The organism is Acetobacter lovaniensis, assembly GCF_014207635.1.
GTDB classification, from domain to species: Bacteria; Pseudomonadota; Alphaproteobacteria; order Acetobacterales; family Acetobacteraceae; genus Acetobacter; species Acetobacter lovaniensis.
Genome location: NZ_JACHIE010000027.1, coordinates 1 through 17,966, shown reverse-complemented (window position 1 = coordinate 17,966; position 17,966 = coordinate 1). Strand labels below are relative to the sequence as shown.

Below are 17,966 nucleotides of genomic sequence, written 5' to 3'. Positions count from 1 at the left end.
AGCGAGGCCGGTCATCTTGTTGGGGCTGTCCGCAAGGACAAGCGTTTTGCTGCCCTGAATCCGTCCCATGTTTTTGTTCGGATTTTCTTCAACGGGTAGCGGTAGAGCGCCAAAGAGTCCCAGGACGATCTCTGCCAAATCACCAATACGGAACCGGCTGCCCAACGTGGAGCGCATTTGTTCAACCTGATAGTCCCCGATGTGCTGATAGAGGAACGGTTTTGCGTCCTGGTCGATCAAGCGCTTGCGGGTAATCATGCAAGCTGGCTTCCCCAAATCGGCGGCAACCCACCTACGGCCTAGTCGTTCGGCGACAGCAGCAGTAGTTCCGGATCCTACAAAAAAGTCCGCTACAATATCGCCAGGATTTGAAGATGCCTCTATAATCCGTTGAAGGAGCTTCTCGGGTTTTTGAGTTGGGTATCCAAGGATTTCTGCCCCGGTCTTAGGAGGCAATATATCAGTCCAAACGGTATGTATTCGTCGGCCTTGCTCTACATATTCGTCCATGTATTGCTTCAGATATGGCGTTCCGGTTGATGAATAGTAAATTTTATTCTTTCTTTCTAGATCATCGATATTCTCTTGCGCATAGCTCCAATGGCGGCCAGGAGGAGGAGCGATCTCGGCGCCTCTGAAAAGGCGAGAAGGGCCGCTTCCCGGTGCTGTTATGGGGCCAGCGAAGAAACGGCGGCCGGTTTCTGGTTCTATTTGGTTAAATCGGGTTTGCAGGTGTTCCGCTGAATGGGGAACAAACGTCGGATTGAAAACGTGATCGTCCGTTTTCACATAGGCATATAGGGTGTCATGGATGACGCCGAACTTACCGGCATCGTTATGAGCGCCGGTGCGTTGCCAGACGATTTCGTTTAGGAAAGCGTCTTTGCCAAATATTTCGTCGGCAGCTATTTTCACATAGTGTCCGACATGCCAGTCTAGGTGAATATATATAGTTCCATCATTCTTCAGAAGCTCTTTCGCTAGATAGAGTCGAGGAACGACCATGTTCAGGTAAGATGCAGTCCCGTCAGACCATGTATCCGCATATGCAAATTGTTCTATAGCATTTGGTCTCTGATCTATACTCTCTCCCTGAAATACGATCTTTGTTCGGTAGTCAGCTTTGCTGTCAAAAGGAGGATCGAGATAGATTAGAGTAATCTGGCCTCGCAGAGAGGGGCTTTCGGCCAGCATAGAAGCCATTGCAAGGAGATTGTCACCATAAACTAAGCGGCTGACGTTGGAATCAGCGTCAGATGCGTCTCGTTTGTTGGAGGCTTGAAGCAGGCTTTGCCAGTTACTATCCTTTGACGGGATAACTAACTCGCGCGTTTGCAGGCCAAGACGATAGTTGCTCTCGGCTCGTTCTATAACACGCTCGGCTTCTTTTTTTCCTTCCGCGACGATTGACGGAAGTTGTTCTAGCAAACTTTTCATGCACAAGCCCCTTGCCCGCACCACTCGGCGCGGCTGTATTCGTATTGTTGTCGGATCAGATCAAAACCGCTAGCGGATCGAGCGGCTTTCCCTTGAAGGGGGCGACGTTGATCTCCCCTTCCCGCTTGCGGGCCTGGGCAATGTCGTAGCTGTTCTGCATCCGCATGAGCGTATCCATCGACACGCCGAAAGCCTTTTCGACCCGGAGCGCCATTTCCGGCGAAAGATGCGCGCGCTCGTTTAGGACGGCGGACAACGCTGCCCTCGTAACACCGAGAACTTGCGCCGCGCTCGTCACCGAAAGGCCAAGCGGCTCGATGATCTCACTTTTGACAAAGCCGCCGGGATGGGCGGGATTTTTCATACGTATGCCCTGCATCGCACTCATAGCCATCTCCTAGTGGTAATCTTCATAGTCGAGGTCGATGATCTCAATTTCGGTTTGGTCGATCCGGAACGTGATCCGCCAGTTCTTGGTGACGAACAGGCTCCAGGTGCCTTTTCGATCGCCAGTGAGCTGATGAGCTTTCCAGCTCGGGACCGTGCGCCGCTCGTCTTCCCGCTCCATATCTTGCAGGAAGGTGACGATACGACGGACTTTCGGCACTATGGCCGCCTGCAAGCCGGTGGCGTCATCATCTTCGATGAATCGGCGCAACCCCTTATGGACCACGTTTCGGATTCTCATATGCCGTCACTATCAAGTTAAACGTATAGTGTCAAGCTACGCTATACAGCCCTAATACCTCATAGCCTTGTCGCGCAAATCGTAAAACCCACGACAGACTGGCCACTCCCGGAAAAGCAGGGGTTTCGTGGAGACCGAAAAATACAGAATCATTCAATTATTGTACTTAATAGACTATAGTCAGATTGGGACAATCCGGAGCCACGGTGTATCAAGGGCTGCATGGTGGTTTTTCCGGGAGGGTTCAAATGGGACAGCGCGCGGTCATCTATTGTCGGGTTTCTACGGCCGATCAGTCATGCGTGCGCCAGAAAGACGAGCTGAAGCGGTTTGCCGAACGCGCGGGCTATGAAGTGTCTGGCATCTTCATGGAGACAGGATCTGGCGTCCGGGTGGATCGGGCCGAGCGTCGAAAGGTCATGGCACTGGCCCAGGCTCGTGAAATTGACGCCATTCTGGTGACGGAGCTGTCCCGCTGGGGGCGCTCGACCATTGATCTCATCTCCACGCTTCAGGAACTGGAGAGCTATCGTGTTTCCCTGATTGCTATAACGGGAATGACGTTTGATCTGGCGACACCACATGGACGAATGCTGGCGACGGTTCTGGCCGGGATTGCGGAGTTCGAGCGGGATCTGATCAGCGAGCGGGTGAAGTCTGGTCTGGCCGCTGCCAGGGCGCGCGGGAAGGTTCTCGGCCGACAGAAAGGACAGCGGCCAAAGTCTGATCGTCTGGCTCCGAAGGTTCTGGCGCTGGTGGCAGAAAAGCGGAGTTATCGGTGGATCGCCCGTGATCTGGGAATCAGCAAGAACACTGTTGCTGCCATTGTGCAGCGGGAAAGATAACACGTCACTGTGTTTATGTGTTAACACATAAACATGATAGCATTATATGGGTGCTAACGGCATCGGTCTGAGACATGCGGAATATTGGGTTCGATTAGATCGTCGATTTTTTTTGAGGAAGATATTGAGTTATCAAAATAACATGGTAATTTGTTAATGTGTTAACACAGAAACATGGTGACATGAAAACAATCGCGATCATTAGTCAGAAGGGAGGCGCTGGGAAGACGACGCTTGCCCTACACTTGGCTACTAGTGCCAGTGCCGCTGGATACGTTTCTCTAATCCTCGATACCGATCCCCAAGCGACTGCAAGTTCATGGAAAGCATGGCGGGGGGATGTCGAGCCTGATGTGGTGGATTGTGCGGCGCACGCCTTGTTATCAAGAAAGCTGGAACAAGCGTCCGAACTGGGCGCAGAACTATCGATAATAGATACCCCCCCACATGCCGATATTATGGCGCGTGAGGCGTGTCGTGTCGCTGATTTCTTGTTAATTCCATGCAGACCACGTGCTTTCGATATGGACGCTGTTAGAACAACGGCGGAACTTGTGCGAGCCAGTGGCAAGCCTGCCTTCGTGATTTTTACTGCGGGTCCTCCTCGTGCGCCCCAAGTTTATAAGGAGGCGGCCGAGGTTGTGGCGCAGTTTGGTATCCCTGTTGCTCCTGTTGTTTTGCCTGAGCGTGCAGTTTTTCATCATAGCGTTGGTTCCGGTCGTACCGCGCAGGAAGCAGAGCCGGAAAGCAAGGCTGCTGCTGATATAGCACTGTTGTGGAATTGGGTGTGTGATCAAGTTAACATGCCATCACACAAACAAGATGACACAAAAACGCGTTAGCAATTTTCTAAGTTGAGGATATACGGCATGAGTCGGTTTGCTGGTCTCAAAAAGACGGTCGCGCCATCGGTTGTGGAACCGGCAGCGCAAACGGTGGTAGAGAAAGCCCGCCCACGTAATCCGAGAGAAGGTAAGCGGGCTGTGGTGGGGTATTTTTCTCCAGCAGTTAGCAAGGGACTACATCAACTTGCGCTTGATACTGATACAACTATTCAGGGTTTGATCGGGGAGGCCATTGATGACTTGATGCGTAAGCACGGTCGTCATCCTTTTGGAGAGCGCTGATTATCTATTTAGATAGATTATGCTCGTATATTTGTACAATCAGGGTTGACCACGCTTAGCAAACCACGTCTCGCAGAATTTGATGAAATGCCGCTCAGGGTTCTTCGGAGCGATCTCGTTATCACCCAGCCACATGCGCCATTCTCTTTCGAGATGATGCACATCCCACCCTGGCGCGATGTTCCGAGCATCCCCGTAAATATCAGGATCGAGCGCACCCATCCAAGCCTCGGCTGCTGGCTCGGCAGCTTTCATTGTGCCGCGATTGATGAATGTTACCATGTCTTTCTGAGAATCGAATTCGACACGGTAATCCGGTAGATGATCGCTTGTAGCGAGGTTCTTTATCATCTGTCGGAATAATTTTTCTGGGCTTTGAGAGCCTGATTTTTTCAGTAGGATCTCAAGAGAGGCTTTCCATACCGCTTGCTGACCGCAATGTTTGCGAGCGAGTTCATAAACGCGTCGTTCCAGCGGTTTGCGTAGCCGGAAATAATCACGATGCAGTGTCAGAACATCATTGCTCTTAATTGCGTTAAAGACCCAATCCGACAGCTTGATCTCGCAATGCAATAGGCGACCGTCGAGGCCAAGTTTGCGGCGGATGGATGAAGCGTCGATCAGGCCAAAACCGTCCACCTGTTCTTCGTCGCCTGTAACAATGTTAGTGCGGATACGTGTGCCTTCAAGGCGGTCGAGGGCTTCGATGAGGGCTTTGTAGTCCTTACCTGCCGTTCCGCGATTGGTGAAGATGAGTAAGTCGCGGCTGCTGATCCTCACCCGTTGCGATACTTTTTCCCCGGCCTTTAGTTTCGCCATGATCTGCGAAATACAGTAAATCAGAATATCCTTATCGTAGATTGTAGCAAGACCCTTCACGCTTGGCGTGATTTCCAGCCATTGCCCGTTATGTTCATAGCGACGAACGGAAGTTTCGGGTTTTTTCGACAGGGAATAGAACGGATGCTCCATTTGCGGCATCACGTCCTTAAGCACGGCATCTGCCACGTCGCAGATGAATAAGTCATGCTGCGGATGACGCTCCGGCAGGAGGGCCTCATGAACAACAGGCAGATTCGGGGTTTCAGATACCATGTCTAAAGTTCGGGGTTTTAAATACCTGCGTCAAGTGATTCGGGGTTTTAAATACCGAAACCGAGATTCGGGGTTTTAAATACCGAGATTCGGGGTTTTAAATACCGAGATTCGGGGTTTTAAATACCAAACCGAGAAAAAAACCAGAAATTCCGTTTTTATATCAATGTGTTAAATGGATGCTAGAATCGCTTAACACAGAATCTAACACCTATTTAACACCTCTCTAACCATTTGATCTGTGGATAACTCACAAACCTCAAAAATTTCCAACCAAATTGAACCCAAACACCGCCTCTTGGGAGCTCCGCCCCCGCCGGCTCGCGGCCTACGGCCGCCCCAATCGCGCATAGCGCGATCTCCCCCCCCCGGCATCCCCCTGCTCGGCCCTTTGGGCCTGCACTGAACGGACACGCCTACGGCGCAAAGTCATGATCTGACGATGCGGAAACGCATCGTCTCTCCACCAGAGCACCTTCCTCATCCACGTTGGCGCCTTCGACGCCCTACGGGGCTCTCTCGTTCAGCGCTCACCCAACGCCTGCAACATCAGAAGAACCGGGCAAAACCATAAACTGCTCAAGACACATCGGAGTTCAGGCGATCATTCAGCAGCTCACGTGTCGCAACATGCCCGCTAGATGCCATAGGATGGCCGTACAGGCGTTATCAGATGTGGTGGCTGTTTGGGTGTCTGTAACGGGTGTTGTGGCCTGTGCGGCCATCCATAGTGCCCTGCGGGGCTTGATAGGCTGGCCATTGCCTATTCGCCTGAGCACGTCAGAAAAATGCATGATGGTTGCTGAAACCGCAAACAGTTATTACATTGGTAATAACATTGAGGGGATTCACTATGGTCGAGCTGAAAGTGCGAAAATTCGGAAACTCACTCGGGGTCGTACTACCCAAGGAAGTGATCTCACGGCTGAACACCCAGGATGGCGCGCCCCTGTATCTGACCGAAGCACCAGAAGGCGGATATCGGCTCGTGCCCTATGATCCTGACTTCGAAACCAAAATGACAAAGGCTGAAGATATTATGCGGCGTTACCGTGATACGCTGCATGTGCTGGCCCAATGACAGCGTTCGTCTGGATAGACGAACGGGATACCCTGATCCTGCATGACCGGCTGTTGGGAGTACATGGCGGCGCTTCCGGCGTACGGGATGCCGGTCTTCTGAAATCCGCGCTTGCCCGGCCACAGCAGCATGCGGCTTATGCGGATCCGCTGGATCCAGTGCATCTGGCGGCCGTCTATACGGCGGGTATCGTCAAAAACCATCCTTTCATCGACGGGAACAAGCGTACGGGCTTTGTGCTCGGTGTGCTGTTTTTGGAACTGAACGGCTCTCGTTTCACGGCAGCCCAGGAAGATGCAGCAAATGCGGTTCTCGCGCTGGCGGCAGGTCAGATGGACGAACTGGGCTATGCGGCATTCCTGACCGCCAATGTCGCATCCGAAAGGGTATGACGGTAAACGAGGAACGCGATGAGTGTGCTTTTTTCGTTTCCTGAGGTGGTTCTGGCGACATTTGTCTTGATGGACCAGACTAATATGGCTAAGTCTTTTTTTTGAGTAAACTCAGGAGGCTTTCGCCATGCGCACGGTCAACATCCACGAAGCCAAGACCCATCTGTCCCGGCTGATTGACGCGGCCATGAAAGGGGAAAGCTTCATCATTGCCAAAGCCGGCCGGCCGATGGTGCGGGTCAGCCCGATTACGGCTCCTGAAGAGTTACAGCAACGGCGTCTGGGGTTTCTTGCTGGAAAAATCCGGGTGCCCGAAGATTTTGATCGCATGGGACAGGACGATATTGTGTCTCTGTTCGACGGTCCGGCATGAGGCTTCTTCTGGATACCCATCTGCTGCTCTGGGCAGCCGGAGAGCCAGATAAGCTGTCAGCACGGGCGAGAACCCTGATGGAAGATCCGGGCAATGATCTGGTCTTCAGTGCGGCCAGTCTCTGGGAGATCACCATTAAGACCGGGCTGGGACGGGCAGACTTCCAGGTCGATCCTCATCTGCTGCGACGCGGTCTGATCGAAAACGGTTATGAGGAGTTACCGATCACCAGCCAGCACGCCTTGGCAGTCGGACAACTGCCAGATGTGCATCGGGATCCCTTTGATCGGATCCTTGTGGCACAGGCCACGGTGGAAGGATTGCTTCTGCTGACCCATGATCCGCTGGTAAAGGCTTATCCAGGCCCGATCGAAGCAGTCTGAAGGAGATCGACCAGTATGAGCTACAAAAATAGGTCCATGCCCTCGCTGCACAGTGACGAAGCGGCCGAGGATTTCGTCGCGACCGCCGATCTGACCCGGTATGACCTGTCCGGTTTCAAGCCCATGCGCTTTGAGATCGAACCCAAGGCGGCCGCCCTCAACATGCGCCTGCCGGCGTCCCTGCTGGAGACCGATGTCGCACAGACGCGGTAAAGTATATTCCGACCAGAACAGAGGAGATCGGGCGATGTAGGTACGCTCGGAAATCACTCCGCGCGTCATGGAGGGGAAGCTCCCATGTCTCGCACCTATCATCACAGCCGCAAATACGGTCGCAATCATCGCTGGGCCAACCAGCCGGATCGCTGTGGCTATGGAGGCTCACGTGAAGCCTCTGAATCTCCCAACTGGTACAGTCATCTGCACGATATCCGTCCTGGCCGTCATCATGACAGGCATGTTGCCCGCCTGATCATCAAGGGCGACCTCGATCCTGTCGAGGCGGTCTTTCCGTATACCGGCACCCGGCGACCCCACGAATATTACTGGTAATTTTCAGCGCGGGAATGAGGGATCGTTCCCGCGTTCCACGAGGCCATCAGGGACGTGGATTTCGGGGGGGATCGTTCACGACACCAACACCCTCATCAATCCGTGGGGCGAGGCGTAGGGAGGGTGTCAATGGCCGTCTGAATCCGGGCCAGATCGGCGTCCAGAAGAGCAAGAACCTGATCGGCCGGGACAGTGGGTTTCGTGCTGTTGCGTGCCTTGCGGATTGCATCCCTTTTGGCAGCCCGTTCGTCGGAAAGGTCCGTCATGGTCATGTCTTCATCGCCTCGTGTTTCGTGGCAGCGACAGGGGCAGAAATCCGCCATGCGTAATCGCAGACATTATCCAGAAATTCTGCTCGTTGTGTCTGACTGTAAGCTATAACGAAATCAGCGACAATTTTTTCTGGAACAACTTCCCGAAGAAGGTTGGCAGCCGTTTCCGCTATTTCCAGATTGACCGCCTCATTGAGCAAGATGAAGGCATCCGTATCGGTCATACGCTTTGCCGCCCGTGCAACGAACCGAGCATTCAGATTCCACATCCATTGATGGCGATTGATTTTATCAGAAAACCATTCTGGAGAAGGGTATTCTGGAGCCATTAGGTATTCTCTTGAAGTGTCTGTGGTGGTCAGTTTCCAGGCCGTCAAATTGTTCTGTGGCCGAGATTACAGTCTGTCCGTTTTGGATGATCGTGTCTCGTGGTCAGTCATGGTCACGTCTGCCTGTTGTCCTGTCATGTTCCCGGTCCCTGTCGAAGGCATGAAGCCCCGCGCGCCTCCAGCGTGTTTTCAGGTCGCCTGAAGTGGTATTCCTGCCTTCTCGAAGCTGCCCCGCAATGTCTAGGAAGGCCCCGAGCAGGGTGGCGCGGTCATCATCGGTCAGATCAACCAGTCCCGCCTTCTGGACCAGTCCACCCAGTTCGATCAGGTGATGGGTGCGTTCCCGTCGCGCCTTCGCCCAGTCGCGCATGTCGGTGCGTGCCTTTCGTGCCTGATGGCGATGGATCAGAGCCTCCTGTTTCCTGATCCGTCTTTCAAGCGCCAGAAGCTCCGCTCTGATCGTTTCCGGTTCCTTTCCGGTTGCCCTTTTTCCCGCCTGTCTGAAAGAACGCCGTCCCCCGTTCGGTCCACCTCGCGACGGCTTCGGGTTTGCCGTCCGCCTGCTCGATAGCCGCAAGCAGTACACCGGCCAGCGCCTCGATCGACAGGGTATCGGCTCCCGTCGCCTCGACCAGTTCACCGAGCTGGAGGGTTCTTTGCGCCTTAAGCTGCTTCGCCTTTTCCTGAAGCGCCTTCAGTTCCGCATCAATGTCCCGTGGTTTGCGCATTTTCGATCCCCTATCCTGCTGGTCTGTGCCATACTCTACCACACAGACGAGAACCGCGTCACTTATCTAGAGCAATCAGTTCTTGCGGCGCAGTAAAATATGAGTGCGCGCTTGTACGTCACTTCGTGACGTGCGCTTAAGGGATGTGATAGGATTGCGTCCATGGCGATCTATCACCTGCATGCAAAGGTCATCAGCCGTGCTACCGGCCGGAGCGCAGTGGCGGCGGCAGCCTATCGTGCAGCGTCCCGCCTGCATGATTTGCGGCTAGATCGCGACCATGACTTTTCCAACAAGAGCGGCGTGGTGCATTCCGAGATCCTGCTGCCCGATGGCGCGCCGGAACGGTTTCTCGACCGTGCGACCCTATGGAATGAGGTCGAGGCGATCGAGAAGCGCAAGGATGCCCAGCTTGCCCGTGAGGTGGAGTTTTCAATCCCGCGCGAAATGACCCAGGCGCAGGGGATCGCGCTGGCACGGGATTTCGTGCGGGAGCAGTTCGTGGAACGCGGCATGGTGGCCGATCTCAATGTGCATTGGGATATTGGCGAAGATGGACTGGCGAAGCCCCATGCCCATGTGATGCTGTCCACGCGGTCTGTGGACGAGAACGGGTTTGGTGCGAAAGAACGCTCGTGGAATGACAAAGAACTCCTGCTGACATGGCGGGGGCGATGGGCGTCGCTCGCCAATGAACGGCTGGCCGAGCTGGACCTGGATGTGCGGATCGATCATCGGTCGTTCGTGGCACAGGGGATCGATCTTGAGCCGCAGAACAAGATCGGTCCGGCCGGCATGCGTCGGGAAGAGCGGGGCGAGGACGCGGAACGGGTCGCTGACCATCTGGAGATCGCGCGACGCAATGGCGAGAGGTTGCTGGCCGAGCCGCATGTGGCGCTGGAGGCGCTGACCCGACAGCAGAGCACATTCACCCGTCAGGACCTGGCGCGGTTCGTGGACCGGCATACGGCAGATGCAGAACAGTTCAGTTCTGTCATGGTTCGGGTGGAGGCATGTCCGGAGCTGGTCGCGCTCGGGAAAGACGGGCATGGGCGGGAGCGGTTTTCCACGCGCGCGATGATCGGGGTCGAGCAGCGTCTGGAAGAAGCATCGCTCGCGATGGGGCAGTCCCAGGGGCATGCGGTGCCGCTGGCGGTGCGTCGGGCGGCGATGGCGCAGGACGGGCTTGGGGACGAGCAGGCGCTGGCGGTGGGCGAGGTCACGAAGTCCCGCGACCTGTCCGTGGTGGTCGGGTATGCCGGGACGGGGAAGAGCACCATGCTGGGTGTGGCCCGTGCGGCATGGGAAGAGGCCGGGTATCGGGTGCGCGGGGCGGCGCTGTCGGGGATCGCGGCGGAAGGGCTGGAAGCGGGGTCCGGGATTGAGAGCCGGACGCTGGCGTCCCTGGAGCGGGCGTGGGAGCGTGGGTTCGACCTGCTGGAGCGCGGGGACGTGTTGGTGGTGGACGAGGCCGGCATGGTGGGGTCACGGCAGATGGAGCGGGTTCTGTCTGTCGCCCGCGAAGCCGGGGCCAAGGTGGTGCTGGTGGGTGATCCCGAGCAGTTGCAGGCGATCGAGGCCGGTGGTGCGTTCCGGGCGGTGGCCGAGCGGGTCGGGTCGGTGGAAATCACCACCGTACGCCGGCAGCGTGAAGGCTGGCAGCAGGCGGCTACGAAGGAGCTTGCGACCGGGCGGACAGAGCAAGCGCTGGGTCGCTATGAGGCGGCTGGCCTGGTGCGTGGGCATGACACGCTGGAAGAGGCGCGGGCCGGAGTGGTGGCCGGGTGGGATGAAGCCCGGCAGGCCGCGCCAGAAGACAGCCAGATCATGCTGGCGCATCGGCGTGTCGATGTGCGGGCGCTGAACGAGGCGGCACGCGAGATCCGGCGGGAGGCGGGTGAGCTGGACGCTGATGTCGAACTGTCGGTGATGACGGTTCAGGGGGAGAGGCGTTTTGCGCATGAGGACAGGGTGTATTTCCTGCGTAATGATCGGGACCTGGGGGTGAAGAACGGCACGCTGGGCACGGTGCGTGGGCTGTATGGCATGGATGAGGATCGGATCATGCTTTCTGTGCAGCTTGATGGTCCTGATGGCGTTGGGACTGGCCGGATCGTGTCCGTGCGGATGTGGGAGTATGACGCGCTGGATCATGGCTATGCCGCCACCATCCACAAAGCGCAGGGTGTGACGGTGGACCGGGCGCATGTGCTGGCGACGGGGAGCCTGGACCGGCACGGGGCCTATGTGGCGCTGTCGAGGCATCGGGAGAGCGTGTCTGTCCATTGGGGTCGTGATGATGTGGGCGACCGGGACGGGCTGGTGCGGCGGCTGTCACGCGAGCGGCTGAAGGATACCACGCTGGATTACCCGCATGTCCGGGATCGGGATACCGGGTTCGCGCGGCGGCGCGGACTGTATGTCCCCGAGAGCAAGATCGTGGTGGAGCGTGAGAAGGCCGCCTCTGGCCCCCAGAAGGACAGGCAGACCGAAGCTGTCAGTACGCCAGAGCCGGCACCGGCACAGCAGAAACGCGGGATGTTCGATGGACTGGACCTGTCCGTGCGGTCTGGTCGTCGCACAGCGGAAAAAGACGTGTCAGCCGGGATGGATGCCGGGGCCGGTAAGGGGGAGAGTGGGGTTGAGCGTGAGGCTCCTGTCTCTCCCTTTGCGGGATTGAGGCTGCCCCGTGTGCGGCGTGAGCAGGTGCCGGCGGGGATGGACGGGTTGGTGCCGGGGAGTGACCCGCTGCATCAGGCGGTGGAGCGGTATGCGCGGGCCTGGGTGGATGCCGAGCGCATGGTTCGGCAGGAGCTGCCGGTGCTGGAGCATCAGAAGAAGGCGCTGTTTGAAGCCGGTCGGGATCTGGAGCGGGTCCGGCGTGGCGGTGAGGCGGATCTGAGGGCTGCGCTGAAGCATCAGCCGGAGATCCGGCAGGCGCTATATGGTCTGGAAGGTCCGGCACGGGCGCGCAAATTGCTCGAGGGGCTGGAGCATGAGGACAGGGTGCGGAAGAGTCCGGATCTGCGGGCAGCGCGGTTTGTGAAGGCCTGGGACGGGCTGAGCCGGGAGCAGCAGGGTGTGGCGCTGAAAGAGCTGAAGCGGGATGCGCAGCTTGAGTCCATTCTGCGGGAGAAAAGCCGCGAGCTGGGCATCCGGAAGGGATCGACGCTTGATCACGGGTTGCATCCCCATCAGCGGGAGCAGGCCCTCTCACGCTCCAGGTCGCGCGGTATGGATATGGGGATGTAATCTGCTTGAGAGAGGAGATGTTGATGTGTATAATTTTCACTGGAGATACACATCATGCGAACCAACATCATTATTGACGATACCCTCATGACAGATGCGCTGAAGGCGTCTGGCGTCAAAACCAAGAAAGAAGCCGTCGAACTCGGATTGCGGACGCTGATCAAGTTGAATCAGCAGCGGCAACTGCGTTCCATGAAGGGCAGGCTGGAGTGGCGGGGTGATCTCGACACCATGCGTTCCGACGTATGATTCTGGTCGATTCATCGGTCTGGATCGATTTTTTCAGGGGTACGGTGACGCCACAGGTTGATGCTCTGGACCGGTTGCTGGGAGAGGAACTGGTCGCCATTGGGGATCTGATGATGACGGAAGTTCTTCAGGGATTTGCGAGCGAACGGGATTTCAACAAGGCGCGGAGACTGCTTGGCGCTCTGGATCTGGTGGAGATCGGGGGGCGTGATGTCATGATCGAGGCAGCACGATATTTCCGTGACCTGCGTGCCAGAGGCATCACCATCCGGAAAACCATTGATACCCTGATTGCCACACGATGTATCGTAAGCGGGTATCGGCTCCTTTACAGTGACCGGGACTTTGATCCGTTTGTGACACATCTGGGGCTGGAACGGGTTGTCTGATTTCGGCGCGGTGACTGGAGAGGACATGCAGAAAAAAGAAGAGGCCGTTCGGCTGGGATCGCTTCTGGGGGCCATCGGTCGTGAGGCCGGTGTGCGTGATCAGGATATCGCGGTCTTGCAGACCCGCGATCAGACCCCGGCCGAGGCAATGTCCTTCGAATGATCCTGCTGCTTGATACCAACGTGATCATGGAGACGAGGAGGCCCGTCCCGGAGCTGCGTGTTCTGGCCAGCCACGATGTGTCGCCTTTCGAGGCGGCTGGTGTGCGGGCTTTCAATCTGTGGGAGGATGTCTGATGTCCGAGACAGATCCAGCAGCGCGCGCGTTCGAGGATCTGTGCGCCGAAATGACGGTACTCCGGCGGAGCGTGGAAGCGTTGCCGCAGGCGTGGCGGGACAATCGGCCCCCGGATTACACGGAGGATCTGGCCCGTGTCGTGAAGGCCATGAATGCAGTCGGTGCACGAATGGAGGCGATCGAGGCCAATCCGACGCTGAAGATGACGCCCCAGGCGTATGGGCAAGGGATTCGTCAGGCCGGGATTTCTGCCAGTCAGGAGATGCAGACAGCGTTTCAGAAAGCGATAGGTGAGGTTCAGGGGGAACGTCGGGTTCTTGCCAATATCATTGGTCAGTCCCGTCAGCAGGATCGTCAGAACTGGTGGCTGTTAGGGGTGGGGCTTGCCTGTCTTGTTGCAGGGATCGGGTTGTCGCCTGTTCTGGCGTATCTCCTGCCATCTTCTGTCGGGACGCGAGTGGCATCCTTTATTGTTGGGGAGAAAGATCGCTGGAACTCTGGGGCCATGATGATGGCGGTCAGCAATCCTGAAGGCTGGCAACGTGTACGTGAGGACAGCCAGCTGGTTGAGGCCAACAGAGACAGGATTGCAGCCTGCCAGAAAGCGGCATCGGGTCAGGAAAAAACTCAGAAACCCTGTGTCATCATTGTTTCGGCAGAGCAGGAATAGTCTTCAGGGGATAAAAGCCGACAGCAGAATATGACATGTCAAAGAAACCGGATTTCTTTGACGGATCATTCTGACGTGTTAGAAAAAACACATATTGCTACCACGTTGGGATATTATGTTAACATCAAGCGTTCTGTCTTGGTGCGCTAGGGCGCGTAGGAAAACAAATTCCAGAACGTTACTGACATTGCCTGTGCATTGATCGGGTATACCGTCTCCAAGTTCACCGTGGCAGCGCCGGGGCATCTTGCCCCGGCATGAAGTTCAGAAGGCGAACTTGGCCTGCCCCTTGTTCTCGACAGGGCGCAACTGTGCATAGGCAAGAAGATCAGCGATCGAGCCGCCCTTGTCCCGCCAGCCATAGAAGGTGTCTTCCCCGAGAAGGACATAGTGCCATTCGGAATCGCTACGTTGTTCAGGAGGAAGGGCGTTGATCCGATCGCACCATGCAACGGCGGCTTTGCGCTTACGCAACACGTTCGGGCTGGTTAGCTGACCTTGTGCCTTTGTCTCGACCAGATAAATCGCGCCGCCTGCTCTTACAAAGAAATCGGGCGAATAGAATGCGGGAAGACCGTCTTCTTTGATGTAACGCAGGCGCGCGAAGGTGTGTTTCTGCTCGTTGATCTTGCAGAAGGCTTCAACGCTGGAGTCACGCTCGCAGGTTTCCATGAATGCCAACTCAAGGCCGCCATTCCGCGAGGGGTAGGGGAGGCGCAGATAGATAGCCTTCTCGACGGCGAGCGATGACCCCTCCCGCATGGCGAGCTTAGGCACTTCCGAAAGACGTCGATGTGCGACCTCGGCATTGGCGACAATCACGTTGTCTTCCGCTTCGAGGATGGCCCGCGCCCACACTTTGATAATGTGCTCTGTCACCGGGTCGATCAGCAGGACGCGCCAGTTCTCGTCAGCGATAGGGTCCAGCTCTTGGCTGAACAGATGTCGGCGAATGAAGGTGTCGATACCCTCAGCCATCTCGGCCCGGTTTATCTGGATGTAGGGGAACTTGCTGGCGTTGGCGAAAGCCTTTGAACTGTTCGTCGTGTCCGTCAGAGTCACGGCTTCCGTGATTCGGCGCGTGATTCGGGCCAGATAGTCATTATAACCCGTCGCGGTCATAACGCCACCATGTACGCGATAGTCGCCGAAGCGCGTTTTTGCCTGTACGTCTTCGGAATAGAATTTCTCGCCCTGGCCGATCTGCCCCCTGAGCTGTTGGAACGAAAATGAATCGAACGCTGCAAGGCTCGAAGGGTCGATGTGGGTTTCTTCCAGCGCCTCGATCTGTTCCCGAAGAATGAAGGGGATAGCGAAATCATATTCCTCGAATCCCGGTCGGAGGCCGACCGAGATCAGGTCACCTGTCGAGCTGCCATTTGCCTCGTCATCATCATCTGCTTTACCCGCCAAGCCTTCCTGAAGCAGCTCGTCGTAGAAGCCTTGGAATGCAGGATGCTCCACGATCGAAAGAATGTCGATCATATTGGAGGGTGTCTTTCCGCCACGAATGAGTTGGCGATTTTCCCGCTTTATATCGTCGTATTCATTGCCGCGCCACATTAGACGTAGGCCGCGTCCGATCGTCTGTTCAAGTAGGATGCCGGCGCTCGATGCGCGTAGTGGGACAATGACGCAGATGTTGTTCACGTCGAAACCTTCGCGCAGCATGAGCACGCTCACGATGACACGTGGGGATTTATGGCGATCTACGTCAAACAGGCGTTCGCGTAGCACTTTCCATTCATTGGGCTTCAACTCGCCTTTGCGGTTGGAATCGACGCGCAAAACCTCGTCATCGGCCAGCCCTTCGAGCTGCATGAAATCAGCGACGAGTGGCGTAACCGTGGTGTCTTCGCAGACTACCAGCATTTTCGGATGCTTGTCCGGATCGAGGGCGGTGAAATCGGCTTCCAGCTTCCGGAGCTTGGTCAGGCCAGCGCGTAGCATAATGCGCTGCCCTTCTGACAGCATAGGGTTGCCGTTTTCATCCCGATCGGCCTTGAAATCCAGTTCCTCATGGCCCAGTGCTCCGATTTCAGAGCGTTTGTCGAGGACGAGAGATTTGACTAGGCCGGTGCGCATGGCGGTTTTCAGGTCGAAATCTACGACGATGTGCGGGAAGTAGGATTTCCGGCTGTTCCGGCCGGTCCCGACCTCGTTATAGGGCGTGGCTGAAAAGTCCACCTGGACGAAGCGGCGGCCCTTGGGGGCCGCGATCAGGCTGAGGCTCTTTTGCCATTCCACTTCTGTTACCTCACCTTCCCGCTTGAACTCGTGGATATGGTGCGCCTCGTCGTTGAAGACCATGAGCGCGGGCAGGTCTTTCAGGTAGGAGAGGATGCCGCCGCGCTCATAGCGACGGTCCAGCACATTCAAATCATTGCCTTGCCTGGTGCCAGGTGTCAGGGGAAGGATGCTTTGCACAACGGTTTTCGGGTCGGCGGATTCACCCGGCGCAGTTATTTCCTCATCTTCAAGCGGTTCGCTTTCTTCTGACAGCACATGCCAGTTGGAAATGGCGATGATGCCGCCGGCCGTGACCTTCCTGCCAATGTCTTCTTTCGGGCAGACCGCTCCTTGCACGAAGCGGAAAACCTCGTCCCGGTAAGAATCGGGAATGAACAATTCCTGGAAGATTGAAAGGTCGGAAATCGAGAAGTCGCGCTTGCCGTCACGTTCTTTTCCCATGAAGGCATCAAGCAGGCGATCGTAAACGATGAGGCCTGGCGCAACGACGAGGAAGTTTTTGGTGTAGCGGTCGCTATTCGGCGCGCGGTTTGCATTGAGAATCTGCCAGACCATGAGGGCTTGCAGCACCCAGGTCTTTCCCGTTCCTGTCGCCATTTTCAGGCAGTATTTCGGATAGGCGTTTTTCGGCGCGCGGATGATCTCGGAATCCCGTGTGCTGGTCAGCATCACGTCAGGAGCGGCAATCTGGTAGAGGTCTTGCAGGGTCGCAATGCCCAAAACCTCATGGGCATAGATCACGTTCAGCAGGGCTTGCCGCTGGCCGGGATGGAAATTGAAGGTGCGGGCGTCCTGAAACTCGGTCTGGAACCACCACTTCAAAAGCTCGGCTGTGATCTCCGAGACGTGATCTAGGATCGGCGCTTCGCCGGTGTCGAGGCCGGCGCAGGCGTCTTCGACCTTGGCCGTCAGACCTTTGGCAAGCGAAAGATCATTGATGCTTACCATCACGCCACCTCAACTGTTGCTTCGGCCTCAAAGCCAAATACATCGACGACACGCACGCAGACGCGCCGTTTGCCCTCCTTCTTTGGCAAGCCAGTAAGCCGGGCTGTGGTGACGACGCGGTGAGAGTCCGCATCATTTTCTGTGTTCCCGCGATAGTCCTGCCAAACTGAACGGAAGACCTCACCGTCATAGTCGGGATCGACGCTCCAATATTCTATGAGTGCTAACGGATCGGTATTGATGATCTTTTGCAGCTTTTCCCGGTTGGCCTCGTCAAGATTCAGCGCCTCCGGAGACAGCAGCACATAGTTTGCTATCGAGACGGAAAGGGCTTCATTGCTTCCTTGTTGATCGCGGGAAACAGCCCCGAGCTTGAGATATTGCAGCGACGAGAAACGCACCTCGTCTGCTTTGAGCTTGTGCCCCTTTTTCTTCAGCCGATCGAGCAGATCAGGCGGGATCACTAGCACTTCCAGCCTGTCGCCCTGCCCCAATGCCTCAATGTCATGACCGATCGTCGGTGAAAAATTCCACCCCAGGATAACGACCTTATCCCACCCACCCATGAGGTTGTCGCGGATTTCGATTGCACGGCGCAGCGTAGCGAG

At 56.3% G+C, this 17,966-nt stretch carries 25 protein-coding genes; 15 read left to right on the top strand and 10 right to left on the bottom strand.

The features are described from left to right. The 3 genes from HNR55_RS15955 to HNR55_RS15945 all read right to left on the bottom strand — a co-directional run. Window positions 1-1,437: site-specific DNA-methyltransferase (locus HNR55_RS15955; protein WP_184382777.1), on the bottom strand; the 1,437-nt coding region annotated here is incomplete at its 3' end. A gap of 55 nt (window positions 1,438-1,492) precedes the next feature. After that, window positions 1,493-1,825 (bottom strand): HigA family addiction module antitoxin, encoded by a 333-nt coding sequence (locus HNR55_RS15950; RefSeq protein ID WP_166117026.1) that lies wholly within the window; start codon window positions 1,823-1,825, stop codon window positions 1,493-1,495. A gap of 9 nt (window positions 1,826-1,834) precedes the next feature. Continuing rightward, complete coding sequence (locus tag HNR55_RS15945) at window positions 1,835-2,110, bottom strand: type II toxin-antitoxin system RelE/ParE family toxin (protein WP_264813710.1); 276 nt, start codon at window positions 2,108-2,110, stop codon at window positions 1,835-1,837. Between the two features lie 263 nt (window positions 2,111-2,373). Here HNR55_RS15945 and HNR55_RS15940 point away from each other — a divergent pair, with 263 nt between their 5' ends. The 3 genes from HNR55_RS15940 to HNR55_RS15930 all read left to right on the top strand — a co-directional run bounded on the left by HNR55_RS15940 (window position 2,374) and on the right by HNR55_RS15930 (window position 4,097). Then, complete coding sequence (locus tag HNR55_RS15940; RefSeq protein ID WP_026019400.1) at window positions 2,374-2,970, top strand: recombinase family protein; 597 nt, start codon at window positions 2,374-2,376, stop codon at window positions 2,968-2,970. A 182-nt stretch (window positions 2,971-3,152) separates the two neighbouring features. Next, on the top strand, window positions 3,153-3,812 hold the full coding sequence (parA, locus tag HNR55_RS15935; RefSeq protein ID WP_010666790.1) for a ParA family partition ATPase: 660 nt from the start codon (window positions 3,153-3,155) through the stop codon (window positions 3,810-3,812). A 27-nt stretch (window positions 3,813-3,839) separates the two neighbouring features. Further along, window positions 3,840-4,097 (top strand): ribbon-helix-helix domain-containing protein, encoded by a 258-nt coding sequence (locus tag HNR55_RS15930; protein ID WP_010505208.1) that lies wholly within the window; start codon window positions 3,840-3,842, stop codon window positions 4,095-4,097. Between the two features lie 39 nt (window positions 4,098-4,136). Here the strand turns inward: HNR55_RS15930 and HNR55_RS15925 are convergent, their stop codons facing one another. Further along, window positions 4,137-5,192: a replication initiator protein A gene (locus HNR55_RS15925; protein WP_062499444.1), complete on the bottom strand. Its 1,056-nt coding sequence runs from the start codon at window positions 5,190-5,192 to the stop codon at window positions 4,137-4,139. Window positions 5,193-6,045: 853 nt separating this feature from the next. Here HNR55_RS15925 and HNR55_RS15920 point away from each other — a divergent pair. The 6 genes from HNR55_RS15920 to HNR55_RS15895 all read left to right on the top strand — a co-directional run bounded on the left by HNR55_RS15920 (window position 6,046) and on the right by HNR55_RS15895 (window position 7,973). Next, window positions 6,046-6,273, top strand: a complete 228-nt coding sequence (locus HNR55_RS15920; RefSeq protein ID WP_014106734.1) for an AbrB/MazE/SpoVT family DNA-binding domain-containing protein — start codon at window positions 6,046-6,048, stop codon at window positions 6,271-6,273. Beyond that, window positions 6,270-6,665, top strand: coding sequence for a type II toxin-antitoxin system death-on-curing family toxin (locus HNR55_RS15915; RefSeq protein ID WP_166117036.1), 396 nt, complete (start codon window positions 6,270-6,272; stop codon window positions 6,663-6,665). Before HNR55_RS15920 ends, HNR55_RS15915 begins: the two co-directional genes overlap by 4 nt. Window positions 6,666-6,792: 127 nt before the next feature. Beyond that, window positions 6,793-7,038, top strand: coding sequence for a type II toxin-antitoxin system Phd/YefM family antitoxin (locus HNR55_RS15910; protein WP_006560453.1), 246 nt, complete (start codon window positions 6,793-6,795; stop codon window positions 7,036-7,038). Then, window positions 7,035-7,421 carry a type II toxin-antitoxin system VapC family toxin gene (locus HNR55_RS15905; protein ID WP_012813382.1) on the top strand — a complete coding sequence of 129 codons (387 nt, stop codon included), beginning with the start codon at window positions 7,035-7,037 and terminating at the stop codon, window positions 7,419-7,421. The genes HNR55_RS15910 and HNR55_RS15905 overlap by 4 nt, the downstream gene beginning before the upstream one ends. A 36-nt stretch (window positions 7,422-7,457) precedes the next feature. Then, window positions 7,458-7,634 carry a CopG family antitoxin gene (locus HNR55_RS15900; protein WP_019087198.1) on the top strand — a complete coding sequence of 59 codons (177 nt, stop codon included), beginning with the start codon at window positions 7,458-7,460 and terminating at the stop codon, window positions 7,632-7,634. An 84-nt stretch (window positions 7,635-7,718) separates the two neighbouring features. Continuing rightward, complete coding sequence (locus HNR55_RS15895; RefSeq protein WP_012813384.1) at window positions 7,719-7,973, top strand: hypothetical protein; 255 nt, start codon at window positions 7,719-7,721, stop codon at window positions 7,971-7,973. A gap of 95 nt (window positions 7,974-8,068) precedes the next feature. Here the strand turns inward: HNR55_RS15895 and HNR55_RS15890 are convergent, their stop codons facing one another. The 4 genes from HNR55_RS15890 to HNR55_RS15875 form a co-directional block, all read right to left on the bottom strand. Then, complete coding sequence (locus HNR55_RS15890) at window positions 8,069-8,239, bottom strand: hypothetical protein (protein WP_166117022.1); 171 nt, start codon at window positions 8,237-8,239, stop codon at window positions 8,069-8,071. 2 nt (window positions 8,240-8,241) lie between these two features. After that, on the bottom strand, window positions 8,242-8,574 hold the full coding sequence (locus HNR55_RS15885; protein ID WP_166117035.1) for a hypothetical protein: 333 nt from the start codon (window positions 8,572-8,574) through the stop codon (window positions 8,242-8,244). A 103-nt stretch (window positions 8,575-8,677) separates the two neighbouring features. Then, window positions 8,678-8,944, bottom strand: coding sequence for a conjugal transfer protein TraD (locus HNR55_RS15880; protein WP_062499475.1), 267 nt, complete (start codon window positions 8,942-8,944; stop codon window positions 8,678-8,680). A gap of 64 nt (window positions 8,945-9,008) precedes the next feature. Continuing rightward, complete coding sequence (locus HNR55_RS15875) at window positions 9,009-9,302, bottom strand: conjugal transfer protein TraD (RefSeq protein WP_165993553.1); 294 nt, start codon at window positions 9,300-9,302, stop codon at window positions 9,009-9,011. Window positions 9,303-9,464: 162 nt separating this feature from the next. Here HNR55_RS15875 and traA point away from each other — a divergent pair, with 162 nt between their 5' ends. From traA to HNR55_RS15845, 6 genes are read left to right on the top strand one after another with little or no spacing between them, the layout of a single operon-like run. After that, the gene (traA, locus tag HNR55_RS15870) at window positions 9,465-12,554 is read left to right on the top strand and encodes a Ti-type conjugative transfer relaxase TraA (RefSeq protein ID WP_166117034.1); all 3,090 of its coding nucleotides are present in this window, start codon (window positions 9,465-9,467) and stop codon (window positions 12,552-12,554) included. 54 nt (window positions 12,555-12,608) lie between these two features. After that, window positions 12,609-12,803: a type II toxin-antitoxin system VapB family antitoxin gene (locus tag HNR55_RS15865; protein WP_166117033.1), complete on the top strand. Its 195-nt coding sequence runs from the start codon at window positions 12,609-12,611 to the stop codon at window positions 12,801-12,803. Then, window positions 12,800-13,192: a type II toxin-antitoxin system VapC family toxin gene (gene vapC / locus HNR55_RS15860; RefSeq protein ID WP_048848569.1), complete on the top strand. Its 393-nt coding sequence runs from the start codon at window positions 12,800-12,802 to the stop codon at window positions 13,190-13,192. The genes HNR55_RS15865 and vapC overlap by 4 nt, the downstream gene beginning before the upstream one ends. A gap of 25 nt (window positions 13,193-13,217) precedes the next feature. After that, window positions 13,218-13,355 carry a hypothetical protein gene (locus HNR55_RS15855; protein WP_026019313.1) on the top strand — a complete coding sequence of 46 codons (138 nt, stop codon included), beginning with the start codon at window positions 13,218-13,220 and terminating at the stop codon, window positions 13,353-13,355. Then, on the top strand, window positions 13,352-13,489 hold the full coding sequence (locus tag HNR55_RS15850; protein ID WP_166117032.1) for a type II toxin-antitoxin system VapC family toxin: 138 nt from the start codon (window positions 13,352-13,354) through the stop codon (window positions 13,487-13,489). Before HNR55_RS15855 ends, HNR55_RS15850 begins: the two co-directional genes overlap by 4 nt. Then, window positions 13,489-14,160 (top strand): DUF6118 family protein, encoded by a 672-nt coding sequence (locus tag HNR55_RS15845; RefSeq protein WP_019088724.1) that lies wholly within the window; start codon window positions 13,489-13,491, stop codon window positions 14,158-14,160. Before HNR55_RS15850 ends, HNR55_RS15845 begins: the two co-directional genes overlap by 1 nt. 264 nt (window positions 14,161-14,424) lie before the next feature. On the opposite strand, the gene HNR55_RS15840 is transcribed toward HNR55_RS15845, so the two are convergent. Continuing rightward, a complete protein-coding gene (locus HNR55_RS15840; RefSeq protein ID WP_166117031.1) occupies window positions 14,425-17,358 on the bottom strand; it encodes a DEAD/DEAH box helicase family protein in 2,934 nt (977 codons plus the stop codon). Next, window positions 17,358-17,966, bottom strand: a 609-nt coding sequence (locus tag HNR55_RS15835; RefSeq protein WP_184382775.1) for a site-specific DNA-methyltransferase, incomplete at its 5' end; no start/stop codon positions are given. The genes HNR55_RS15840 and HNR55_RS15835, both read right to left, overlap by 1 nt.